The sequence below is a fragment of the Phyllobacterium chamaecytisi genome (assembly GCF_020164455.1).
Lineage (GTDB): Bacteria > Pseudomonadota > Alphaproteobacteria > Rhizobiales > Rhizobiaceae > Phyllobacterium > Phyllobacterium chamaecytisi.
In genome coordinates, this window is record NZ_JAIQWW010000005.1 from 99,097 (window position 1) to 117,528 (window position 18,432).

Consider the following 18,432-nt stretch of genomic DNA (forward strand, 5'->3'; position numbering starts at 1 on the left):
CAGTCCCTCAGATATCGCCCTTGCGCACGAGCTTGCCTTCTTCCGCCTTGTGGAAATATTGCGAGCAGACCAGCCAGCCCTTCAGCGGTCGCAGAAGCACCAGGCTACCAAACAACGTCAACGGCAGTGTCGTGATGAGATGCACCCAGATCGGCACTTCATACGTCGTCTGCAGCCACAGTGCGAAGACCAGGGCGGGCACCGCAACGATCGTCATGGCGAAAAACGCCGGGCCGTCCGCAGGATCGGCGAAGGAATAGTCCAGCTCGCAAACCTCGCAGGACGGCGCCAGTTTGAGAAAGCCATCGAACAGATGCCCCTGCTGGCATCGCGGGCAGCGCCCCAGGATCCCGGTTTTCATCGGGTTTTCAGTAGGATGATAATGAACAATGTGAGCCATGGTCTTGCCTTTCGACCCTATTGTATCTGTATGGCCTTCGACATCGACATCCATACAATTGGTAATTTACTACCGGACACATACTCCTTGTAGGGAGTAAATGAAAGAAATATTTGCCATATAGCGGCAATTTGACTTGCCAAAATCCCGTTCGGTCTATAATTGTATGGATAAATGCCCATACAAAGAGTCGAACCATGGCCCTCTGGAAGCCTCGCATCGCTGCCACGTCGAGATACAAGCATCAAGGCATCGTCGATGCCTTGAATGCCGATATCGCCGCTCGCCTGCTGACTTCAGGCGATGCGCTGCCGCCGCAACGGGAGATCGCGCGCCAGCTTGGCGTCGATCTTACCACAGTTACGCGCGCGCTGAACGAGGCGCGTCGTCTCGATCTGATCGAGGCCAGAACTGGCGCGGGTACATTCGTGAAACAGCAGGCGGTTGCCCCGAGAGTGGCACCTCCGGCAGCCGAACTCGACCTCAGCATGAACATACCGCCGCAACCAGCCGCGGCCCGTTTGCCCGACCGGATCGCCGAAGGCATCAGCGCATTGCTGGCCGGACCCTCCAGCCGGTTTCTTTCCTATCAGGAGATTACCGGCATCGAAGCCGCACGGCATGCCGCCGCGCAATGGCTGATGCCGCGTTTTGGCCATGCGCCCTCGCCCGACAATATTCTGGTTGCTGGCGGTGCACAAAGTGCGCTCTTCGCCATTTGCAGCCTCGTAGCCGCCAATGGCGCCATTTGCGCTGGCGCCCACACCTATCCGGGGCTCAAATCCGTCGCCGCAACCCTCGGTATCGCGCTTCATGCGCTTGCCATGGATGAATTCGGCATATTGCCTCAGTCGTTCGAACAACGTTGCCGGGACCATGCCCCCAAGGCGCTTTACATCGTTCCCTCCATCGACAATCCGACCACGGCCACCATGCCGCTGAAACGCCGGCACGAGATCGTCGAAATCGCTCGCCGATACAGGGTCGCAATTATCGAGGACGATCCCTATACGGAACTTCTGGACGAGCCGCTGCCGGCTCTCGCGTCCCTGGCGCCGGAGATTACCTGGCACATCGCAACATTGTCGAAATGTGCAACGCCCGCCCTGCGTGTCGCCTTTGTGGCCTGTCCCTCAGCGCTGGATGTGTTGAAGCTCACATCTTCCCTGCGCGCCAGCAATCCCGGCGCGTCGCCGTTGTTGGCCGCCCTCACGACAAGCTGGATCGAAAACGGCACCCTGCAGCAGATCGCATCTGCCGTACGGGAAGAGAGCCGCGCGCGGCAATCACTTGCTGCGGTCATTCTCAAGGATTGGAAATACGCCGCCGGACCGGCAGGCCATCATCTTTGGCTCACTCTTCCCGAACATTGGAAAGCCGCCGAGTTCGCCGCACTTGCCCGCCGTTCCGGTCTTGGCATCGTGGCCGCGCCCGCCTTCGGCGTTGGAACTTCGCCGGACGAGGCCGTTCGCGTTTCACTTGGCGCCGCACCGGATCGTCCGCGCCTCGAACAGGGATTGCTAATGCTGGACCGGCTGCTGCATGAACCGCAGTTCTCGACAGGTTTGATTGTCTAGAGCAAATTCCCTCCAGCAGAACAGCTCTTAATATACAAAGCTTGCTCTAGAGAAAGCTTCCCTGGGCCGTAATCGGATGGAACACTGGTTGCCTGGCCATGCCGGCGAATATCCGGTGTTCGAGGTCGAGCAGGAAGCGCTTGCGCCGCTGCCCGCCGCCATAACCGGTCAGCGAGCCATCCGCGCCAATGACGCGGTGGCACGGTACGACGATTGCAACCCTGTTTTGCCCATTGGCTGCACCCACGGCACGGCTCGAACCCGGCTTGCCGAGATCCCGGGCTATGCCGCCATATGTGCGTGTTTCCCCATAAGGGATAGCATGGAGGGTCGACCATATCTGCCGCTGAAATGCCATCCCCGGCAGCACGAGCGGTGTTTCGAACCCGGTGAGCTTGCCGGCAAAATAATCGGCGAGCTCGGCCTCGATCTGCTCAAGCACGGCGTTGCGGCCAGGTTCGATGGAATAGCCATAGCGTTTTTCGAGCTCCTCGACCTCCACCGGCAAGGCTGGCCGATCGTGAAACTCCAGCAATGACAACCCGTCGTCGCCCGCCATCGCAATCATGGGTCCAAGAGGCGTCTGAATGGACTTTCGTACCAAGGTCTTCATCACATCAATCTCCGGTTCGCGCGTGATTCTAGCATCTCAGCGTGCGACGCCCACCCGATTCATGCGTTCCTGCCGGCAATAGTAACAACCGTACCCGCCGCATGCAGCGCCTGCATGATGTCGGCCGGCGGTTCATGGTCGGTCACCAGTTCACCGAACCCGCCAAAACCACAGACCTGAACCAGGCCGCGTTTGCCGAATTTCGCCGCGTCTGTGATGGCGATCGAACGTGTACCGCGCGACAATACCGTACGGGCAAATTCCGCCTCTTCCAGGTCGTAGTCGGTAAGGCCGCCAATCGCATCCATCGCACCAACGGAAATAACAGAATGGGCGACACTGAAACGGTTGACATACTCGATGGCCGAGACGCCGAAGGCCGCTCCGCTATCCCGGCGCAACTCACCGCCCGCCATGAAAACCCTGTTGCCATTCACGGTCGCCAACGTTCGGGCAATATCGGATGAATTGGTTACGACCGTCAGGTTCCGGTGCTGTAGCAACTCGCGGGCGAGAAAACTCGTGGTCGTACCAGTGTCCAGCATGATGGATTCGCCGTCCTGGATAGTCCGCGCCACCCATTGGGCAATCACGCGCTTGGCTGGAGCGTTTTCGCGCATGCGTATCTCGAAAGGCGCCTCACCCAGATGCTGCGGCAGCCCAATGGCACCATGGATTTTGACGATTATACCCTCATCGGTCATGGGCTTTACGTCGCGCCGGATCGTTTCCAGGGATACGCCAAGTTTTTGCGCCAGATCGGCGATTGAAATGGTTCCCTCGTCCTGCAGCAGCCGTTTTATTTCGCCGTGTCGTTTGGAATTCATGCCCGAAACCCTAGCCAAGAGTAAATTATCCGCAAGATTACCACACGATTCCCACAAATTTGTCATCAAAGCCACAAATCACCACAAAAACGTGTTGACATAGGTGAAATAAAGGTGGAAAGTCACATTATTAGATAAATACGTGGTTCGACAGGCTCATCATGAGGGGTAGTATCCCTGCAAATAATCAAAAAGCAGTTATGGGGGTGCGAAACAGAAGTCTTTGCCACAGACGGATTCCTGTTCTTGGAGAGCCCACAACCCTCCTTCAGCAGACCAACTCCGTCATGGTGAGTCTGTCGAACCACGTATTTGTCAGCCGATGACAGCAACTTCTGCAATCTCTTCCGCAGTCAAAGAACGCATTGCCGCTCTGCCACTCTGGCAGGGCGATATTCATATTGCTCTTTTGAAGGGCGGCATTAGCAACGAGAGCTATGTCGTCGAGGATAACAGTCGCAAATATGTCGTTCGCTTCGGCAAGGACTATCCATTTCATCATGTGTTTCGCGACCGCGAGGCGATGACCGCCGAGGCGGCCCATCGCGCCGGTTTTGCCCCCGAACTGTTCCACGCGGGCGACGGCGTCATGGTTACCGCGTTCCTCGGAGCGCACACCTACTCCGCAAGCGATGTTCGCGCCAATATTTCACGCGTGGCGCAGATGATCCGGCAATTCCACACGACGATGCCCGAACATATCCTCGGACCGGGTTTCATGTTCTGGGTCTTCCATGTCATCCGTGACTATGCCCGCACGCTGCAGGCGGGCAACAGCCGCATGGTACCGCGCCTTGCTGCCTATCTCGCCATCGCCTCGGAAATGGAGGCGGTGCAACGGCCGTTGCCAATCATCTTCAGCCACAACGATCTCTTGCCTGCCAACATACTCGATGATGGCAATCGCCTCTGGCTGATCGATTTCGAGTATGCGGGTTTTTCGACTTCGATGTTCGATCTTGCGGGCCTTGCCTCCAATGCGGGATTAAGCGAAGACGAATCCGAGGCCTTGCTTGCCGCCTATTTTCAAGGCGCACCCGACCGCGAACTCAAGCGCGCCCATGCCGCCATGCAATGCGCCTCACTGCTACGCGAAGCCATGTGGAGCATGGTTTCCGAGCTCTACCTCGACGCGCCCGGTATCGATTACGTCGCCTATACAACCGAGAATTTATTGAAGCTTGATCAGGCGCTCGATCAATATAGGTCAAGCTATGGAAAATAGGGCAAGTTTATCCGCTCGTGCAGAGGGCACCGCCTCCTACCCTCCCCCTTGTGGGGAGGGACGGAGCAAAGCGACGGGGAGGGGTTCTTTCTTGACTATCAAAACCTTATTCGCGGCACGCACAGGCTCGGATCAAAAAGCCCCCCCCTGCTGCTGCGCAGCCTCCCTCCCCACAAGGGGGAGGATAGGAGGCGGTGCCTTCTGCCAACAAGCGTCAGGAAAAACTGCCTTTCATAGAGAGACTATATTATTATGACCCTGCCCTCCCATGCCCAGATCGTCGTCATTGGCGGCGGGATTATCGGCTGCTCGACGGCCTATCATCTGGCCAAGGATCACAAGGCCGACGTGGTATTGCTGGAAATGGGGCAATTGACCTCTGGCTCGACATGGCACGCGGCGGGGCTGGTCGGTCAACTGCGTTCCTCCGCCTCGATTACCCGCGTGCTCAAATATTCCGTCGATCTCTACAAACGTCTCGATGAGGAAACGGGCCTTGCGACGGGCTGGAAAATGACCGGCTGTCTGCGCCTGGCCACCAATCAGGACCGCTGGACCGAGTTCCGCCGCCTCGCAACCACTGCGGGAAGTTTCGGCATGGAAATGCACCTCCTCTCCCCGCAGGAGGTCAAAGCCATGTTCCCGCTGATGCGTGTCGATGATCTCGTTGGCGCGAGCTGGTTGCCAACCGACGGGCAGGCCAGCCCTTCTGACATCACCCAATCACTGGCGCGCGGCGCCCGCATGCATGGCGCAAAACTGATCGAGAACGTACGCGTCACCGGCTTCGAGATGAATGGCGACCGGATCGTCAAGGTCAAGACCGATCAGGGCGACATTGCCTGCGAAAAAGTCGTCAATTGCGCCGGCCAATGGGCGCGGCAGGTGGGTGAGATGGCGGGCATCAATGTGCCGCTGCAGCCGGTGAAGCATCAGTACATCATTACCGAAAAGATCGACGGGCTTTCATCCAATGCGCCGACGATCCGCGATCCGGACCGGCGGACCTATTTCAAGGAAGAAGTCGGCGGCCTGGTCATGGGCGGCTACGAGCCCAATCCACAGAGCTGGATGACTGGCGACGTCCCCAATGATTGGCAGTTCCGCCTGTTCGATGATGATTTTGATCATTTCGAGCAGCATATGCTCGCTGCGATCGAACGTATCCCCGCGCTTGAAACCGTTGGCGTCAAGCAGATGATCAACGGCCCGGAGAGCTTTACGCCCGACGGCAATTTCATCCTCGGCGTCGCGCCGGAATGTTCCAACATGTTCGTCGGGGCTGGCTTCAACGCGTTTGGCATCGCCTCCGGCGGTGGCGCGGGCTGGGTGCTGGCACAATGGGCCATCGATGGCGAAGCACCGCTCGACCTCTGGACCGTCGACATCAGGCGCTTCTCCAATCTCCACCGCAATCGCGACTGGGTCCGCGACCGCACGCTGGAAGCCTATGGCAAGCACTACACGGTCGGCTTTCCGCACGAGGAGTATGTGTCCGGGCGCCCCGCCATCGTCTCGCCGCTCTATGAGCGCTTGCAGCAGCATCGCGCCGTCTTCGGTTCCAAGCTCGGCTGGGAGCGACCGAACTGGTTTGCACCAGAAGGGACGCCTGCAGAAGACGTCTATTCCATGGGCCGCCAGAACTGGTTCAATGCGGTTGGGGAAGAACACCGGCACGTGCGCGACAAGGTCGGCATCTTCGACCAGTCTTCCTTCGCCAAGTTCGAACTGACTGGCAGGGACGCCGCAACGGCGCTCGACGCCATCTGCGCCAATGATGTGTCAAAACCATCAGGCCGCCTGACCTATACGCAGCTCCTGAATACGCGCGGAGGCATCGAGTGCGACCTGACCGTTGCGCGGCTATCCGACGACCGCTTCTACATTGTCACCGGCACCGGCTTTCGCACCCATGACTTCGCCTGGATCCGGGATCACATCGGCAAAGACCTCGATGCGAAACTCACCGACGTAACCGAGAACTTCGGCACCCTTTCGCTGATGGGGCCGAAGGCCCGCGACGTGCTAGCCGGGGTCACCAACGCCGACGTCAGCAACAACACCTTCCCTTTTGGCCATGTTCGCGAGATCGAGATCGCAGGAACAACCGTTCGCGCCCTGCGCATCACCTATGTCGGCGAACTCGGCTGGGAGTTGCATGTGCCGATTGCTGCGACCGGCGAGGTCTTTGATGCTCTGATGCTAGCCGGCAAAGAATTCGGCATCAGGCCGGTCGGCTATCGGGCACTCGAATCCCTGCGTCTGGAGAAGGGCTACCGCGCCTGGGGTTCCGACATCACCCCGAATGACTCACCTTTCGAGGCTGGGCTCGGCTGGGCGGTGAAACTGCGCAAGGACACCGAATTCGTCGGACGGCAGGCGAGCGAGGCCATCCATGCCGCTCCGCTCAAAAAACGCCTCGCAACGTTCACAGTCGTGGATAAGGACGTCGTATTGCTCGGCCGCGAGACCATCCTGCGCAATGGCGAGCCGGTCGGCTATCTTACCAGCGGCGGCTATGGCTATACGGTCGATAGTCCGATCGGTCTCGGCTATGTGCGCAACGCCGATGGTATCAGCGATGCATTCCTCACCGATGGAAAATATGAGCTCATCGTCGCCAATGAACGCTACGCCGCCCAAGTCCATCTGGAGCCACTGTATGATCCGGAAAATGCGCGGGTGAAGGAGCTGTAACCGGAATGAGGCCCTTCATCGTAAGACTTTGAACCCAAGATCGCGATACCCCTGCGCTTTTGGCGCAGGATAAGCCGAATCTCGCACAAGAATCGGCAAAACCCACACAACAATCGTCGATTCCGGCGCATGTTTATCAATCGGAGCGCGAAAATTAGTTGCACGAAGTTGTGTTTTTTGCAGCAAATCAAAAGACTTGACTTTGGCCTTCGACAGGACCAAATGCACATCGTGCGGACCTGTGTCCACAAGTCTGTATATCTTCAACCGGAGTTAAATCTCTCATGCCCAGCGACGACAGTAGTAGTCGATTGTTTGCGCCGTCAACGGCGATCGTGGCCTGATCTGAGATCAGCTCGCCTCGATCCCCTGTGACGGCGGATCGACAGAAAGGCGAGCTAAAATGAACGATCTTCGCTTTCCCACAGGTGCGGACAATGCCGAGCTGGCACCCGTGCTGACCCTCGCAGAACAGCTTGCATCCATGCATGCTGCGGATGCGATCGAGCTTCTCAATGAGCTCGAACTATCTGAATCTATTGAGATTCTTGCCGACATGCCGCACGAGCACGCCGTCCTGATCCTGGATCAGCCGGAGTTGCATGACGCGGCGGGTATCATAAAGGGATTGTCGGCCGAGACGGCACGACAACTTCTCGACGCAATGTCGATCGACCGTGTCACCGACATCTTTCATGAGTTCGATACGGAGACCCGGGCCCGACTTGTTGTCGGCCTCGGGCCCGAAACGACGGCCGCATTGCGCAAGCTTCTGCGCTATCCGCCGCATACGGCGGGTAGCCTGATGACGACCGAATTCGTCAGCGTGCCCTCCAACTGGACCGTCGCGCAAACGCTACAGCATATTCGCGAAGTGGAGCGGTCCAGGGAGACCATCTATGCCATCTATGTCACTGATCCGGCAACAAAAAATCTGTTGCGGGTCGTAACCCTGCGCCGCCTGATCACCAGCGAACCGGACGCTTCTATCATGAGTGTTGGCCGCGACGTCGCCCCCGTGACCGTTGCCCCGCTGACTGATCAGGAAGACGTGGCACGGCTCTTTCGCAAGCATGATCTCCTTGCCGTCCCGGTGGTAAATGACGGCGATCAGATCATCGGTATTGTCACCGTCGATGACGTGATCGACGCCATGACCCAGGAGATGACCGAGGATACGCTGAAGTTCGGCGGCATGGAGGCTCTGAACAAGCCCTACATGCAAATCGGTTTCGTTCAGATGCTGCGCAAACGCGCCGGTTGGCTCGGCGTGCTGTTCTTGAGCGAAATGCTGACCGCCAGCGCCATGCAGCATTTTGAAGGGGAATTGGAGAAAGCAGTCGTTTTGACCCTTTTTATCCCGCTTATCATGAGTTCCGGCGGCAATTCCGGCTCTCAAGCCACGTCTTTGCTGATCCGCGCTCTGGCGTTGCAGGAATTGCGGTTGAAGGATTGGTGGCGGGTCGCATTGCGCGAAATTCCGACGGGCCTCGTGCTCGGCTCGTTCCTCGGGCTGATCGGGGTGGTTCGGATTGCAACGTGGCAAATGTTGGGTCTCTATGATTATGGTCCGCACTGGCCGCTTGTCGCTGCAACCGTCGGCACAGCGTTGATCGGAATCGTGACGTTCGGCTCGCTGGCCGGGTCGATGCTGCCATTCGCCATGCAGAAACTCGGCTTCGATCCTGCGAGCGCCTCGGCGCCGTTCGTGGCAACGCTCGTCGATGTTACCGGATTGGTGATTTACTTCAGTATCGCCCTGATAATCCTGTCGGGAACATTGCTTTAAAACTTTTGGCCTGCATGGCAGCCATGCAGGCCAAAACGCTTTGCCCCCTTTCGCATTTGCGAAAAAACATGTATGGAGCGCGCAAATGTAAAGCGGCGCAGCTCAGATGGCGTCCACAATCCTCCAAAAGAGAACCTTATGAAACTGCGCAACATCGCGATCATCGCACACGTTGACCATGGCAAAACCACGCTCGTTGACGAACTTTTGAAACAGTCGGGCAATTTCCGCGACAATCAGCGGGTCGGCGAAAGGATGATGGATTCCAATGACATAGAGCGCGAGCGCGGGATCACCATCCTTGCCAAGGCGACCTCAGTTATCTGGAAAGATACACGTATCAATATTGTCGATACCCCAGGCCACGCTGATTTCGGCGGCGAAGTCGAACGTATCCTCAGCATGGTGGACGGCGCTATCGTTCTCGTCGATGCTGCCGAAGGCCCCATGCCGCAGACGAAGTTCGTCGTTGGCAAGGCTTTGAAAGTTGGCCTTCGTCCAATCGTAGCGATCAACAAGATCGATCGTCCCGACGCCCGCCACGAAGAAGTCGTGAACGAAGTTTTCGACCTCTTCGCCGCTCTTGATGCTACGGACGAACAGCTTGATTTTCCAATTCTTTACGGCTCCGGCCGTAACGGCTGGATGGCGACGAGCCCGGAAGGTCCGAAGGATCAGGGTCTGGCAGCGCTGTTTGACATGGTTCTCGATCACGTCCCTGCGCCCACTGTCGGTGAAGGTCCATTCAAGATGATCGGCACCATCCTTGAAGCCGATCCATTTCTTGGCCGCATCATCACCGGCCGTATTCATTCTGGTACCGTCAAGTCAAACCAGCAAGTCAAAGTCTTGCATGGCGATGGCGCCCAGCTTGAGACGGGGCGCATCTCGAAGATCCTGGCGTTCCGCGGTCTTGAACGCCAGCCGATCGAAGAAGCACACGCCGGTGACATCGTCGCTATCGCAGGCCTGCAGAAAGGCACCGTCGCTGATACATTCTGCGCGCTCGAAGTAACCGAAGCGCTGCACGCACAGCCGATCGATCCGCCAACAGTTACCATGTCCTTTATCGTCAACGATAGCCCGCTTGCCGGCACCGAAGGCGACAAGGTTACGAGCCGCGTCATTCGCGACCGCCTGATGAAGGAAGCTGAAGGCAATGTTGCGCTGAAGGTCGAGGAATCCGACGACAAGGATTCATTCTTCGTTTCGGGTCGCGGCGAATTGCAACTCGCGGTTCTCATTGAAAACATGCGCCGTGAGGGTTTTGAACTTAGCATATCGCGCCCTCGCGTCGTTTTGAAAAGAGACGACTCCGGCACTTTGCTCGAGCCCATCGAAGAAGTGCTGATTGACGTCGATGAGGAATATTCCGGCACCGTTGTCCAGAAGATGTCCGAACGTAAGGCTGAAATGGTCGAGCTTCGTCCATCCGGTGGTAATCGCGTTCGCATGGTATTCTATGCGCCGACACGCGGACTCATCGGCTACCAGTCGGAGCTTTTGACCGATACGCGCGGCACCGCGATCATGAATCGCCTTTTCCGTGCCTACGAGCCTTTCAAGGGTGAAATCGCCGGCCGTACCAATGGCGTTCTGATCTCCAACGATCAGGGAGAGTCCGTAGCTTTCGCCATGTGGAACCTTGAAGATCGCGGCGCAATGATTATCGAGGCTGGCATAAAGGTCTATGCCGGCATGATCATCGGCATCCATTCGCGCGACAACGATCTTGAAGTGAACATCCTCAAAGGTAAAAAGCTGACCAACATTCGTGCTGCAGGCAAGGATGAAGCTGTCAAGTTGACCCCGCCGATCCGGATGACACTAGAACGTGCTCTTGCCTGGATTCAGGACGACGAGCTCATGGAAGTAACTCCGAAATCAATTCGTCTGCGCAAGCTTTACCTCGATCCAAACGAACGCAAACGTTTCGAAAAGAGCAGCAAGACTGCAGGCGCTGCCTGAGTTTAATTGTCATTCGTGAAAAAAAGCGGCGATCTTCGCCGCTTTTTTGTTTTCGTGCACACCCAAAACGCTTTTTTGGATGTTGCGAACTCGCGGGTTGCGGGTCTATGGTTAAGGGACCATGAACACCCATGTGATCGAGATAAGACGGGCGCATATGGCCGATGCGGTGGCGATTTCAGCCATTCATCTGGCTGCCTGGCAGGGCGCCTATGCAGGTATCATACCCCACCGCGCGCTGAACAACATGTTGGAGCGGCGCGGCGCCAATTGGTGGGCAAAGGCAATCCAGCGCTCGACACAGATCCTCGTGGCCGATGTTGGCGGCATCGTTGCCGGTTACGCGACGCTTGGGCCAAACCGCGCCCGCCAGTTGCAGCAACGGGGTGAAATTTACGAACTCTACGTCAGGCCGGAATATCAGGGCTTCGGCCTGGGTACTCGCCTCCTGGGCGCCGCTCGCCGCAGTCTCGGCGATCAAGGCCTGAAGGGTATGGTGATCTGGGCGCTCGAGGACAACGACCTTGCGATTTCATTCTACCAGAGCGCCGGTGGCCGCGATGTCGCCGAGGGTGTCGAGTGTTTCGATGGCAAGACCCTCAAGAAGGTTGCTTTTGTCTGGAATTGATCCTGGTTTAGACCAGATTCTTGCTTCGCAGCTCAAATGCAGAGTTGTGTTTTGCCATTCGCGTTCAATAAGCCTATCAATCGTTTTCCTTACGTAAGGGCGACGGCATTGTTGCGCCGCGGTATAAAAATCAGTACAGGACTTCCATACTCATAAGGACTCTGAAAATATGCGCATCGATGCCATTGCCGTCGGCAACAATCCCCCTGAAGATGTAAACGTTATCATCGAGGTCCCGGTCGGCGGTCAACCGATCAAATACGAGCTCGATAAGGATTCGGGCGCGTTATTCGTCGATCGCTTCCTGCACACGCCCATGACCTATCCAGGCAATTACGGTTTCGTGCCGCATACGTTGTCGGATGATGGCGACCCCATCGATGTATTGATCTGCAACACACGCGCGCTGATGCCTACGAGTGTGATCAATGTCCGTCCAATCGGTGTCCTCGTCATGGAAGACAATAAGGGACAGGACGAAAAGATCATCGCTGTTCCTTCACCTCACCTGACGCTACGGTACGAGAAGGTGCATAATTACACCGATCTTCCCGACATCACGCTCAAACAGATCCAGCATTTCTTCGAGCACTACAAGGATCTGGAGCCCGGCAAATGGGTGAAGATAGGAGATTGGGGCGATGAAGATGCCGCCCGCCAGCTCATCACCGAAGCAATCGAACGCCACAACGCCAAGAAGGCCTGATCGATCAATATTTGGGCGGTTCGAGAACGGCAAGCTTCAAAGCCAGTTCGTCAGGATCGCCCGAAATTCTTACCTGCTTCAGCCGCGACGTTGCTCCTGTAGCGATCGTTATATCTCGCGCTGCAAGACCCAACCGCTTTGCCAGCAAGTTTACCAGCGCTGCATTGGCCTTTCCGTCTTCAGGAACCGCGCGCACCCGTGCTTTCAGGTGGAAGCGCCCGTCATCAGTCTCTTCCACACCTTCAATCGCGTCCCTTGCCGATTTCGGCGTCAGCCGCACAAAGAGAGTGACGCCGTTACGCTCCGTGCGGAAATGCGCTGGCTTTCTGGTCAAACCAGAATCGGTGCGATCGTGGTCCAGAGAAACTGGCGAATGAAGAATATGATCAACAAAAGTACGATCGGGGAAATATCGATGCCGCCGAGGTCAGGAAGAAAGCGGCGAATGGGTCGCAGCGCAGGCTCGGTGACGCGATAGAGAAAATCTCCTATCGAGGCAACGAAGCGATTGCTCGAATTGATGACGTTGAAGGCATAGAGCCATGAGAAGATCGCACTGGCAATGAGAATCCAGGTGTAAATGTCGAGAGCCAGATCGATGGTGCGGATAAGGGCGAGCATACAGGTCTCCTAAGATTTCCACGACATGTAGCGATTGGCTGGCCCGCGAGCAAGAGGTTGCGACCGCCGGAAGACGCAGGACAGCTCCTTCCAGTTAATTGTGACAGTATTCATGGCCTGACTATTCCAGGCGTCGAATGCGCCTAAGGTATTACAGGGACTTGATCTTGACCGATATTGTTGAATTTAAAAAACCGGAATAAATTTGCGTCGTGATTCGGGCTATCCCGGCCCGCTTTTCATCCAAGGGGGTTTCCATGCTCAATAAACTGTCGGCCGAGTTCTTCGGCACATTCTGGCTTGTCCTTGGCGGTTGCGGCAGTGCCGTTATTGCCGCTGCATTTCCCGATGTCGGTATTGGTTTGCTTGGTGTTGCCTTTGCGTTTGGTCTTACGGTTCTAACCATGGCCTATGCGGTCGGCGGAATTTCCGGCGGCCATTTCAATCCCGCTGTTTCGCTCGGCCTCGCCGTTGCGGGACGCTTCGACTTCAAGGATCTCATTCCCTACTGGATCGCACAGGTTGTTGGTGCGATTGTTGCAGCTGCCGTCCTTTATCTGATTGCATCCGGCAAGGCCGACTTCACCGCGGGCGGCTTCGCTTCCAACGGTTATGGTGACCTTTCACCCGGCAAGTATGGCTTGGTCGCCGCACTTGTCACAGAAATCGTGTTCACTGCCTTCTTCATCATGATCATTCTTGGTGCGACCTCGGCTTCCGTTCCTGCTGGGTTTGCACCAATCCCCATTGGTCTCGGCCTGACGCTGATCCATCTAGTTTCGATTCCGGTGACAAATACCTCCGTCAATCCGGCTCGTTCCACCGGCGTCGCCCTTTTCGCAGAAACCGCCGCGCTTGGCCAGCTCTGGCTGTTCTGGGTCGCCCCGCTCATTGGCGCGGTACTCGGCGCAATCATCTGGAAATCCTTGCTCAGCAAAGATTCAGACGCTTCTGTTGCTGCAGCTGTAAACGCGGCTTGAACCAAAATGGGCCGGTTCGGGCCGGCTCATTTGCTTTCCCTTTCGCATAATGTTTCTGATTTTCCTTATCCTCATTCTCCCTAAACTGGTCTAGAAGAAAGCTCCCGATTCCGGAGCCTTTCAGCGAAATGACCATCTCCGAAACGAATGCAGCGCATGATCGTTATGCCGCGTTTCGCCATTCGTCCTTTACCCGCTATTGGCTGGCACGCTTCTTTGGCTCATTTGCCATCCAGATTATCAGCGTCTCCGTCGGCTGGCAGATCTATGATTTGACCCGCGACCCCTTTTATCTGGGCATCGTTGGGCTTGTGCAATTCGCGCCATCGCTGCTGCTCGTGCTCATTACCGGTGCAGCTTCCGACCGCTTTGGGCGACGGTTGATCATGGGGCTTTCGTTGTGCGTCGAGGTAATCTGCGCGGCTCTGTTGCTGCTATTGACGATAACCCACCTGTTTACGCCGGCATTGGTGTTCATCATCCTCGCGGGATTTGGTGTTGGCAGAGCATTCCTCGGACCAGCTTCCTCATCGCTGGTCGTTAATCTTGTGCCGGCGGAAACGTTTTCCAACGCTGTGTCCTGGAACTCCTCGGCATGGCAAATTGCAACGATCGTCGGACCGGTCGCCGGGGGTCTGCTCTATGGTCTTTCTCCTGTCGCAGCCTACGGCGTCGCCAGTGTAATGCTTGTCGTCGCAACCCTGAGCACGTTTTCCATTGCCAAACCTGCCCAGCATACCCTGCACGAAACAAGATCGCTTCAAACTCTGCTGGCCGGCTTCCACTACATCTGGAAGGAAAAGGTTGTTCTTGGCGCGATTTCGCTCGATCTGTTTGCTGTGCTGCTCGGTGGAGCCGTGGCGCTTCTGCCGGTTTATGCGCGCGATATCTTGCAACTTGGCCCGTGGGGCCTTGGCATGCTGAGGGCTGCACCCGGTATCGGTGCCATTGTGACGGCGGTCTGGTTGACCGGGCATCCCATTCGCGATCATGCTGGAATGATCATGTTTGCCTTTGTCGCGCTCTTCGGATTGCTTACGGTCATGTTCGGCATTTCCGACATTGCCTGGTTGTCGATCGTGGTACTTGCTTTGATGGGTGCTGCGGACATGATCAGCGTCTATATCCGCGAGACACTGTTGCAATTGTGGACACCGGATCATGTACGAGGCAGGGTCAATGCCGTCAACATGGTTTTTGTCGGCGCATCCAATGAACTGGGCGAATTCCGTGCTGGTGTCATGGCTTCGCTGATCGGTACCGTGCCCGCCGTTGTCTTCGGTGGCCTTGGAACAGTGGCCGTTGCCGGCCTTTGGGCCTATTGGTTCCCGCAATTGCGCAAAGCACGGAATTTGCAGGGCAGGACTTGAAAACTCACGCTGTTACCGGAATGCCAAAAATTGTTGCTAGGAAGCGGTGCAACCAGGCCCTGAGCACTGCATCATAGATCATCCGGCCGTCCAGATGGTCGCGGCCCTGCTGCGCGCCGCAGAGGGTAAACCGTTCCGCGCCACGTACAACCCAACGATGCATCATGGCCCGTGTCAGTTCCGCATGGAACTGGACGCCCCAGGCATTCTTGCCATACCGGAACGCCTGATTGGGGTAGGAGCTGCCCGTCGCCAGTAAGGTTGCAGTCTGCGGCAATTCAAAACCTTCGCGATGGAAATGATAAACCATCGACGGCCAGTCCATCAGAGCGCGACCGGCTTCCGTCGGTTCGAGCGGATACCAGCCGATTTCGACGAGGCCATCCGGATGAGGGCCGACACGACCGCCCAAATGGTTGGCAAGCATCTGCGCACCGAGGCAAATGCCGAGAAAGGGCTTGTCTTCTGCGAGTGGTATGGACAACCACTCCGTTTCTGCGCGTACAAAGTCTTCCGAATCATTGGCGCTCATCGGGCCGCCAAAAATGACGGCTCCTGCATGGTCTTCCAGCGTTTCGGGCAATGTATCTCCAAGCGGCGGCCGGCGAATGTCGAGAGCAAACCCGGCTTCAAGCAGCAAATGGCCGACCCGGCCGGGACTGGAACGCTCCTGGTGCAGCACCGTCAGGATCTTGGGACGATGCGACTGTCCGCTTTCCATCCATCCAGTTTGGTACATTCGCTCGGCCTATTCCTCTTGCACCGTCTGTTTTGCGCGAACCGCCGCCTGTCGTTTCATGGTCACCCGGTCGCGTGTCGATACGCCGATCAGTTCCGCGACACGCCAGACGACATTATCTTCCAGCTCATGCGCGCTACCATCGGCAAAAACGACATCCCACATCAGCTCAATGAATCTGATGCGCGCCTCTTCGTCAAGATTGCGCTTGATGATGCTGGTGAAACTGTATAGGTCGACTGCTTCCTGATCCGCCTGTTCACCTTCGTCAAGCAATCGCTTCAGCGCCTCTCCCTTCAGGCCATAGGCCTCGGAAATCAGCTGTGAAACGCGTTTGCGTTCCACCTTGCCGCGGTCACCGTCTGCATCCATCACATGGAACAGCAAGGCGGCTGCCGCAAGACGCGGATCTTTTTTTGAAAAATGCTCCTTGCTGTTGTCACCCGACGGCAAGGATTTGAAAAACGTCACAAGACTATCGAGCATAAAGGGAGATCTTTCGCGTCTATTAAGATGGTACTCATCCACCCATATCGCTGTTCATACGCCTAAACCACTGTACATCTTGCCGCAAAGACGGCCGCAGCCATCACGTTTCGATGATTAGAAAAGCCTGAACTTCTTGTTTCGCTCCGCTCCATCTTCAGGCCGCACGCCTGGGTCATCCGGCACAGGAAAAACGAATTCCTCATCCTTTTCCTTGGATTTCAGTGACTTTTCCGGAAATGCAGGCAAAACGGAAGCTATTCTCTTCGGATTGACCGTTTCTGTGGGCTTTGAGACCGGCCGTTCCGTAGGCTTTTCCGGTGGTTCAAGTTGCACGATTTCAGCATCCACGACATCCGCATCGCCACGATCTTCCTTGGAAGCCGGCTTTTCTGCTTCCAGAACGACCGGCCTGGCCGGTATGAGCGGCTTCACTTCTTCGCGAGGTCGCGCGGGTTCTGTTGCCAACGCCCTGTCGAAATCATCGCCGGAATCGATGACCGAACCAAGCTGTTCAACAGGAACCTTCCATTCGAAGGCGTCGAGCCTGCCAGTCACCGGAGATGCCGGCGCCCAGCGTTCCGAAACGTAGCCATCGGCTGTCCAGGCGGGATCCCGCGGCGCCTTGACAGCTCGCGACAGCCACTGCCGGACGCGGCCTTGATCGCCGGTTTGCGCTTCTTCGATATCGGCAAGCAGAAGATATGCACTCTCGCGTGGCGCACTGCGGAGCACAGCTTCCGCCGCCTCCCTCGCCTCCTTTAATTCGCCTGCAGCCAGCGCGGCCTGGGCGATGGCCAGGCTCGACTCAGGGTGATGCGGATAGAGCGACGCCAGATGACGGGCGCGCTTGAGGCGATCCAACACCGAATCGCCAAGCCGCGCGTGCACATAGGTTTCAGCAACTTCCGGATGAGGTTGCTTCTTCCAGCTATATTCCAAAACTTTCGATCCTTTGCGCAAGTCGCCTTGGCTGAACAACGTTTTTGCGGCGATGATCGCAGCTGGTATGAGATCAGGTGCCATTTTGTTGGCCTCTATGGCGGTCGATTTGGCGCCTGCCGGGTCACTTTCGAAGGTTTCGATTGCCTTCGCTGTCAAGAGCACCGCGCGCTCACGCTTAGCCTTCTCCTTGTCAACCTGCTTGGTCGCTTTCTGCTTTTCGAGCAGCAGCAGCGCTCCGTCCCAGTCGCCACGGGTGGTTTTCTGGCCAAGAGCCGCCGATGCGGCCCATTCGACATTAGGGGCCAGCAAAGCGGCTTCTTCGGCGTAGTGCCTTGAAGCATCGCGTGCGCCAAGGCGCTGCGCTTCAAGGTAAAGCCCCCGCAACCCGAGGAGCTTCGTTTCTGGATCTTCGAGCATGGCTTCGAATTTGGCCCGCGCGTCCTCGGCGCGCCCTTCGAGCATGGCGGACTGGGCATCAAGCAGTTTGATCAGCGGCTCCTGATCAACGTTCAGCAGCTTTTCTGCCTGTTTGATCATTCTGCGTGCGGTCTCGCCATCACCAGCACCTGCGGCGATCAGTCCGGTCGACAGCGACTGGTAGCCCCGATCGCGTTTGCGCGCACGGAAATGACGGCGCAGCGCGTAAGGCGACGTAACGAGGCTTTTGACAATCCACCAAGTCAGCATGACTGCGGCGACGATCGCGACGATCGCAGAAGCTGCCACCATCAGCGTGACCTTGTACTGCATGCCGGCAAGCGTAACGACGAGATCGCCGGGCCGATCTGCAAGCCACGCGAAACCGACACCGAGCAACAGAACGACAAGAAGGAAGAACAGAATACGAATCATGATCTTGCT

Annotated in this window: 17 protein-coding genes; 9 read left to right on the plus strand and 8 right to left on the minus strand. The window is 56.9% G+C overall.

Going from position 1 to position 18,432, the window contains the following annotated elements; translation table 11 throughout:
- Nucleotides 1–7: 7 nt before the first annotated feature.
- Nucleotides 8–400 (minus strand): DUF983 domain-containing protein, encoded by a 393-nt coding sequence (locus tag LB462_RS09575; RefSeq protein ID WP_224507321.1) that lies wholly within the window; start codon nucleotides 398–400, stop codon nucleotides 8–10.
- Between the two features lie 197 nt (nucleotides 401–597).
- Between LB462_RS09575 and LB462_RS09580 the strand changes: the two genes are divergently transcribed.
- The gene (locus tag LB462_RS09580) at nucleotides 598–1,977 is read left to right on the plus strand and encodes an aminotransferase-like domain-containing protein (protein ID WP_224507323.1); all 1,380 of its coding nucleotides are present in this window, start codon (nucleotides 598–600) and stop codon (nucleotides 1,975–1,977) included.
- A gap of 46 nt (nucleotides 1,978–2,023) precedes the next feature.
- Here the strand turns inward: LB462_RS09580 and LB462_RS31320 are convergent, their stop codons facing one another.
- Complete coding sequence (locus tag LB462_RS31320; RefSeq protein WP_304610441.1) at nucleotides 2,024–2,590, minus strand: methylated-DNA--[protein]-cysteine S-methyltransferase; 567 nt, start codon at nucleotides 2,588–2,590, stop codon at nucleotides 2,024–2,026.
- 59 nt (nucleotides 2,591–2,649) lie between these two features.
- Nucleotides 2,650–3,417 (minus strand): DeoR/GlpR family DNA-binding transcription regulator, encoded by a 768-nt coding sequence (locus LB462_RS09590; protein ID WP_224507325.1) that lies wholly within the window; start codon nucleotides 3,415–3,417, stop codon nucleotides 2,650–2,652.
- Nucleotides 3,418–3,739: 322 nt separating this feature from the next.
- On the opposite strand from LB462_RS09590, the gene LB462_RS09595 reads away from it, so the two are divergent.
- From LB462_RS09595 to ppa, 6 genes are all read left to right on the plus strand, one after another.
- On the plus strand, nucleotides 3,740–4,642 hold the full coding sequence (locus tag LB462_RS09595) for a phosphotransferase (RefSeq protein WP_224507327.1): 903 nt from the start codon (nucleotides 3,740–3,742) through the stop codon (nucleotides 4,640–4,642).
- Nucleotides 4,643–4,894: 252 nt separating this feature from the next.
- A complete protein-coding gene (locus tag LB462_RS09600) occupies nucleotides 4,895–7,339 on the plus strand; it encodes a GcvT family protein (RefSeq protein WP_224507329.1) in 2,445 nt (814 codons plus the stop codon).
- A gap of 403 nt (nucleotides 7,340–7,742) precedes the next feature.
- Complete coding sequence (mgtE, locus tag LB462_RS09605) at nucleotides 7,743–9,128, plus strand: magnesium transporter (protein ID WP_224507331.1); 1,386 nt, start codon at nucleotides 7,743–7,745, stop codon at nucleotides 9,126–9,128.
- 138 nt (nucleotides 9,129–9,266) lie between these two features.
- Nucleotides 9,267–11,096: a translational GTPase TypA gene (gene typA / locus LB462_RS09610; protein WP_224507332.1), complete on the plus strand. Its 1,830-nt coding sequence runs from the start codon at nucleotides 9,267–9,269 to the stop codon at nucleotides 11,094–11,096.
- Nucleotides 11,097–11,217: 121 nt separating this feature from the next.
- Nucleotides 11,218–11,724 (plus strand): GNAT family N-acetyltransferase, encoded by a 507-nt coding sequence (locus tag LB462_RS09615; protein ID WP_224507334.1) that lies wholly within the window; start codon nucleotides 11,218–11,220, stop codon nucleotides 11,722–11,724.
- A gap of 169 nt (nucleotides 11,725–11,893) precedes the next feature.
- On the plus strand, nucleotides 11,894–12,430 hold the full coding sequence (gene ppa, locus LB462_RS09620; RefSeq protein WP_112525138.1) for an inorganic diphosphatase: 537 nt from the start codon (nucleotides 11,894–11,896) through the stop codon (nucleotides 12,428–12,430).
- A gap of 4 nt (nucleotides 12,431–12,434) precedes the next feature.
- Here ppa and LB462_RS09625 read toward each other — a convergent pair whose 3' ends face one another.
- Together LB462_RS09625 and LB462_RS09630 are read right to left on the minus strand one after the other, a co-directional pair.
- Complete coding sequence (locus LB462_RS09625; RefSeq protein WP_224507336.1) at nucleotides 12,435–12,764, minus strand: DUF167 family protein; 330 nt, start codon at nucleotides 12,762–12,764, stop codon at nucleotides 12,435–12,437.
- Nucleotides 12,761–13,051 (minus strand): YggT family protein, encoded by a 291-nt coding sequence (locus LB462_RS09630; protein ID WP_112525134.1) that lies wholly within the window; start codon nucleotides 13,049–13,051, stop codon nucleotides 12,761–12,763. The genes LB462_RS09625 and LB462_RS09630 overlap by 4 nt, the downstream gene beginning before the upstream one ends.
- Before the next feature lie 257 nt (nucleotides 13,052–13,308).
- Between LB462_RS09630 and aqpZ the strand changes: the two genes are divergently transcribed.
- Together aqpZ and LB462_RS09640 are read left to right on the plus strand one after the other, a co-directional pair.
- Nucleotides 13,309–14,031: an aquaporin Z gene (gene aqpZ, locus LB462_RS09635; protein WP_224507338.1), complete on the plus strand. Its 723-nt coding sequence runs from the start codon at nucleotides 13,309–13,311 to the stop codon at nucleotides 14,029–14,031.
- Between the two features lie 128 nt (nucleotides 14,032–14,159).
- The gene (locus LB462_RS09640) at nucleotides 14,160–15,401 is read left to right on the plus strand and encodes an MFS transporter (protein WP_224507340.1); all 1,242 of its coding nucleotides are present in this window, start codon (nucleotides 14,160–14,162) and stop codon (nucleotides 15,399–15,401) included.
- A 4-nt stretch (nucleotides 15,402–15,405) separates the two neighbouring features.
- Here LB462_RS09640 and LB462_RS09645 read toward each other — a convergent pair whose 3' ends face one another.
- The 3 genes from LB462_RS09645 to LB462_RS09655 form a co-directional block, all read right to left on the minus strand.
- A complete protein-coding gene (locus tag LB462_RS09645) occupies nucleotides 15,406–16,140 on the minus strand; it encodes a glutamine amidotransferase (RefSeq protein WP_224507341.1) in 735 nt (244 codons plus the stop codon).
- 9 nt (nucleotides 16,141–16,149) lie between these two features.
- Nucleotides 16,150–16,626 carry a tellurite resistance TerB family protein gene (locus LB462_RS09650; protein ID WP_112525128.1) on the minus strand — a complete coding sequence of 159 codons (477 nt, stop codon included), beginning with the start codon at nucleotides 16,624–16,626 and terminating at the stop codon, nucleotides 16,150–16,152.
- Between the two features lie 117 nt (nucleotides 16,627–16,743).
- Nucleotides 16,744–18,423: a heme biosynthesis protein HemY gene (locus LB462_RS09655; RefSeq protein ID WP_224507343.1), complete on the minus strand. Its 1,680-nt coding sequence runs from the start codon at nucleotides 18,421–18,423 to the stop codon at nucleotides 16,744–16,746.
- Nucleotides 18,424–18,432: the final 9 nt, after the last annotated feature.

Coding starts and splice junctions, on each gene's coding strand:
- LB462_RS09580 (WP_224507323.1), top strand. CDS start 598: ATGGCCCTCTGGAAGCCTCGCATCGCTGCCACGTCGAGATACAAGCAT.
- mgtE (WP_224507331.1), top strand. CDS start 7,743: ATGAACGATCTTCGCTTTCCCACAGGTGCGGACAATGCCGAGCTGGCA.
- LB462_RS09655 (WP_224507343.1), bottom strand. CDS start 18,423: ATGATTCGTATTCTGTTCTTCCTTCTTGTCGTTCTGTTGCTCGGTGTC.
- ppa (WP_112525138.1), top strand. CDS start 11,894: ATGCGCATCGATGCCATTGCCGTCGGCAACAATCCCCCTGAAGATGTA.
- LB462_RS09615 (WP_224507334.1), top strand. CDS start 11,218: ATGAACACCCATGTGATCGAGATAAGACGGGCGCATATGGCCGATGCG.
- LB462_RS09640 (WP_224507340.1), top strand. CDS start 14,160: ATGACCATCTCCGAAACGAATGCAGCGCATGATCGTTATGCCGCGTTT.
- LB462_RS09645 (WP_224507341.1), bottom strand. CDS start 16,140: ATGTACCAAACTGGATGGATGGAAAGCGGACAGTCGCATCGTCCCAAG.
- typA (WP_224507332.1), top strand. CDS start 9,267: ATGAAACTGCGCAACATCGCGATCATCGCACACGTTGACCATGGCAAA.
- LB462_RS09590 (WP_224507325.1), bottom strand. CDS start 3,417: ATGAATTCCAAACGACACGGCGAAATAAAACGGCTGCTGCAGGACGAG.
- LB462_RS09650 (WP_112525128.1), bottom strand. CDS start 16,626: ATGCTCGATAGTCTTGTGACGTTTTTCAAATCCTTGCCGTCGGGTGAC.
- LB462_RS09630 (WP_112525134.1), bottom strand. CDS start 13,051: ATGCTCGCCCTTATCCGCACCATCGATCTGGCTCTCGACATTTACACC.
- LB462_RS09600 (WP_224507329.1), top strand. CDS start 4,895: ATGACCCTGCCCTCCCATGCCCAGATCGTCGTCATTGGCGGCGGGATT.
- LB462_RS31320 (WP_304610441.1), bottom strand. CDS start 2,590: ATGAAGACCTTGGTACGAAAGTCCATTCAGACGCCTCTTGGACCCATG.
- LB462_RS09595 (WP_224507327.1), top strand. CDS start 3,740: ATGACAGCAACTTCTGCAATCTCTTCCGCAGTCAAAGAACGCATTGCC.
- LB462_RS09575 (WP_224507321.1), bottom strand. CDS start 400: ATGGCTCACATTGTTCATTATCATCCTACTGAAAACCCGATGAAAACC.
- aqpZ (WP_224507338.1), top strand. CDS start 13,309: ATGCTCAATAAACTGTCGGCCGAGTTCTTCGGCACATTCTGGCTTGTC.